This window comes from Saccharopolyspora sp. NPDC002686, from assembly GCF_040295745.1.
GTDB classification, from domain to species: Bacteria; Actinomycetota; Actinomycetes; order Mycobacteriales; family Pseudonocardiaceae; genus Saccharopolyspora; species Saccharopolyspora oryzae.
Map to the genome: position 1 here is coordinate 1 of NZ_JBEOVY010000529.1, position 3,539 is coordinate 3,539.

The following is a 3,539-nucleotide window of genomic DNA, read 5'->3' on the forward strand; positions in this document are numbered from 1 at the left end:
GGGCCGTCCTCGCCAGGCGAACGCTGAGAACCCGCGGCGGTGCAAGCTTCGAGGGTGGGCTATTCGCCTGGCGGCGAATCCAAGCAAAAGATCAAGAGCCCTGATCAGGCAAAAGATCAAGAGCCCTGATCAGGCAAAAGATCAAGAGCCCTGATCAGGCAAAAGATCAAGAGCCCTGATCAGGGCCGGGCGAGTGCGTTTCGCCTGGTAGATGCACGTGAGCACTTTGGGGGGTTATAGCGCCCCAAAGTGCTCACGTGTCATGACCAGCTGAAACAGGGGCCGATTAGGGGAGGTCGGCGTTGGAGAGGCCGGAGAGCAGGCGCTTGACGACCTCTGGGTCGATCTCGGCGGTTTCCTCGGCCGGGTGTTCGGCCATCGGGCTGCGCTTGGTCTTGGAGCGGCGGGGGAGCGGGACCGAGTCCGCCGAGACCCCACCCGGGAGCGGCACCTCGCACCACACGACGCTGCCGCCGCCGCGCAGGGCGGTCGAACCGCAACGGCCACCGGCGAACCCGGGCGCCAGCGCCGGCGGGAGGGTGGCCTGCTCGTCCTCGACCTCGGCGAGGAGGCTGTCGCCGCTGAGCCGCAGGCGCACGGTGATGAAGCCCGCCGAGTCCTGGTTCGCGTTGTCCACGGCCGCGGTGACCAGGGCGGTGGTGAGCTGCGTGGTCTCGTCGATCAGATCGCGCAGGGCCCACTCGGCGAGGGTGAACCGGACGAACATCTCGGCGCAGCTGACCGCGCTGGGCAGTGCGATGAGCCGAAGGTCGTCGACTTGTGCGGTTTGGGTGTTCACCTGGCTGTCGTCCTCCATCCGCGTCCGCTGCGCGTCGTCACCCGGAAGCCGTATTTTGCCAACTCGTTCGGGCGGCTCGTGCACAGGGGCGGTGGTTTTCAGTCACTGCTCGCCGGGCCGGTTCCGGGGAATGTCGATTTCTCCGAGGCGTGCACCACGCGCTGCCCGGCGCCCCGGCCGGGTGCCGCGGTGCGAGCCTCACGTGACTCGGTGCATGTCGACTTCCCTCGATGGTCTGCTGTGGACGTTTGGCTGCCGATCGCGTTGCGGCGCAGCATCTTTCGATACCGCAGCAGGTGGTGTCGAACAGGTGCGCCAACGGCCGCGACAGCAGGGCTGAACAGAAACGTACGTGACGAATCCGGTCTGGTACAGACCGCCGCGTATCTTTTCTGCAACGGGAATATTCCAGGTGGATGAGTGCCCGATGTCCAGCCGCTGAATGGGCGGCGACGAATGTCCCCGGCTCGGGGTGAATGCGGTGCTTCGCATTCACCCCGACGAGGTCATCCGATGGTGTCAAGTCCTTCCTTGATCGCCTTGCCGAGCATTTCGATCTCGGACTTGGCGATGGTCAGCGGCGGCGACACCGCCAGCGCCTTGCCCAGCGGGCGCACGATGACGCCGAGCTCGCGGATCGCCTTCTGCGCGCGCCCGACGGCGCCCGGGTCGGCGGCCAGCACCTCCGGCGCCAGCTCGACCGCGCCCAGCAGTCCGACGCCACCGCGCACCTCGCCCACGGCGGGGTGGTCGGCGAGCTGCAGCAGAGCGTCGTGCAGCGGGCGTTCCAGCTCGTCAGCGCGCTGCAGCAGCTTCTCGCGCTCCAGGATGTCGAGGTTGGCCAGCGCCGCAGCGGCGACGGTGGGGTGCCCGGAGTAGGTCGCGCCGTGCCGGAACACGCGGCCGGGGTGCTCCCAGAACGGCTCGGCCACGCGATCGGACGCGACCACGCCGCCCAGCGGCAGGTATCCGCTGGTCACGCCCTTGGCGAAGGTGATCATGTCCGGTCGCAGGCCCCAGCGCTCGACGCCGAACCAGCTGCCCACGCGGCCGAAACCGCAGATCACCGAGTCGGCCACGAACAGGATCTCGTGCTCGGCGCACAGCTTGGCCACCGCTTCCAGGTAGCCCGGCTCCGGCGGGTAGAGGCCGCCCGCGCCGATCACCGGCTCGGCGAAGAACGCCGCGACCCGGTCGGCGCCGATGCTCTCGATGGCCTCGCGCAAGGCCTCGGCGTCGTCGTGCGCCACCCGGGTGGTCTCCGGGACCAGGTCGCCGAAGCCGGCCCGGTTGACCTCGATGCCGCCGATGCTGGTGCCCATGCCGTTGGTGCCGTGGTAGGCGTTGCCGCGGCTGATGATGTGCGTGCGCTGCGGCTGCCCGCGCTGCGCCCAGTACTGCCGGGCCAGCTTGGCGGCGGTGTCGATCGACTCGCCGCCGCCGGTGGTGAGGAAGATCTTCGCGTCGTCCACCGGCGCGAGCTGGGCGAGCCGGTCGGCCAGCTCCTCGGACGGCGGGTTGGTGAAGTCGTTGAACACGAAGTAGGACTCGAGCGTGCGCATCTGCGCGGCCGCCGCCTCGGCGATCTCGGTGCGGCCGTGTCCCACGTTGGCGTACCACAGGCTCGCGGTGCCGTCGAGGTACTGGCGTCCGTCCTGGTCGTAGACCCAGACGCCCTCGGCCCGGCTGACCGTGAACTGGCTGGACTTGACCTCGAACATGTCCGCGAACGGGTGCCACAGCGCAGTGCTGCGCGGTGCTGTCGACATGCGTTCCTCCTTCGGTGTCGCGCCCTCAGCTTTCCCCGCCGCACACCGGTGCGCCAGTGCCAAAACGCCGAAGTCGAGCTCGCGGATTGGCCATATCGACACCTCTTCGCGATCACGCTCCGTGCTCGGCTGCCTCTCCGTCCACTGTGGTCCGGCGGGTGCTGCTCCCGGCTGCTGGGAAGCGTTGACACCCGCTCGGTGCGAAGTCGACGATTGGTCCGTGATGTTCCCGGTGCTCACCAGGCGGCGGCACGTCGACTTCCGGCGCGTCTGCGCCCAGGCATGTCGATCCGGAGTTCCGCGCACCTGAGCGGAAGGCGCGAATCAGTCCACAATGGAGGAGTTCGAACCCAGGGAGCACCTGTGTCCAGAGTTCTGGTGATTTCCGGCAGTCCGTCGCGAACCTCGAAGACCGAGCGGATCGGCGAGCACATCGCCCAGCGCCTGTCCGGCGCCGGCCGCAGCGTCGAGCACCTGCGCGTCCGGGCCCTCCCGGCGGACGCGCTGCTCAGCGCCGACACCCGGGCCCCGGCCATCGCCGAAGCAACCGCCGCGGTCGCCGCGGCCGACGGGATCGTGCTGGCCACCCCGACCTACAAGGCGAGCTACTCCGGCCTGCTCAAGTCCTTCCTGGACCTGCTGCCGCAGTTCGGCTTCGCGGGCAAGGCGGTGCTGCCGCTGGCCACCGGCGGGACCGTCGCCCACGTCCTGGCCATCGACTACGCCCTGCGCCCGGTGGTGCACTCGCTCGGCGCCCGGCACGCGGTGCAGAGCTTCTTCCTGCTCGACAAGCACGTCACGGTGGTCGACGACGAGATCAGCGTCCACCCGGACAGCGGTGGTCCGCTGGCCGACGTCATCGAGCAGTTCGACAAGGCCCTCGACGGCGTCCCGCACACCACGGTCCTCGGCCGGACCGCCTGATCGCAGCAACGACGTGGGGTGTCGGTCCTGCCCGGGACCGACACCCC

Annotated in this window: 3 protein-coding genes; 1 reads left to right on the plus strand and 2 read right to left on the minus strand. The window is 69.1% G+C overall.

The window, feature by feature from the left end:
* Positions 1 to 286: 286 nt before the first annotated feature.
* Positions 287 to 817, minus strand: a complete 531-nt coding sequence (locus ABTZ89_RS36985) for an ATP-binding protein (protein WP_351053756.1) — start codon at positions 815 to 817, stop codon at positions 287 to 289.
* 488 nt (positions 818 to 1,305) lie between these two features.
* Positions 1,306 to 2,568 (minus strand): aminotransferase family protein, encoded by a 1,263-nt coding sequence (locus ABTZ89_RS36990; protein ID WP_351053759.1) that lies wholly within the window; start codon positions 2,566 to 2,568, stop codon positions 1,306 to 1,308.
* A gap of 363 nt (positions 2,569 to 2,931) precedes the next feature.
* On the opposite strand from ABTZ89_RS36990, the gene ssuE reads away from it, so the two are divergent.
* The gene (gene ssuE, locus ABTZ89_RS36995) at positions 2,932 to 3,492 is read left to right on the plus strand and encodes an NADPH-dependent FMN reductase (RefSeq protein ID WP_351053762.1); all 561 of its coding nucleotides are present in this window, start codon (positions 2,932 to 2,934) and stop codon (positions 3,490 to 3,492) included.
* The last annotated feature ends 47 nt before the right edge of the window (positions 3,493 to 3,539 follow it).

Excerpts from the sequence above, each read along its gene's own strand:
- ABTZ89_RS36985 (WP_351053756.1), bottom strand. The coding sequence starts at position 817 with ATGGAGGACGACAGCCAGGTGAACACCCAAACCGCACAAGTCGACGAC.
- ABTZ89_RS36990 (WP_351053759.1), bottom strand. The coding sequence starts at position 2,568 with ATGTCGACAGCACCGCGCAGCACTGCGCTGTGGCACCCGTTCGCGGAC.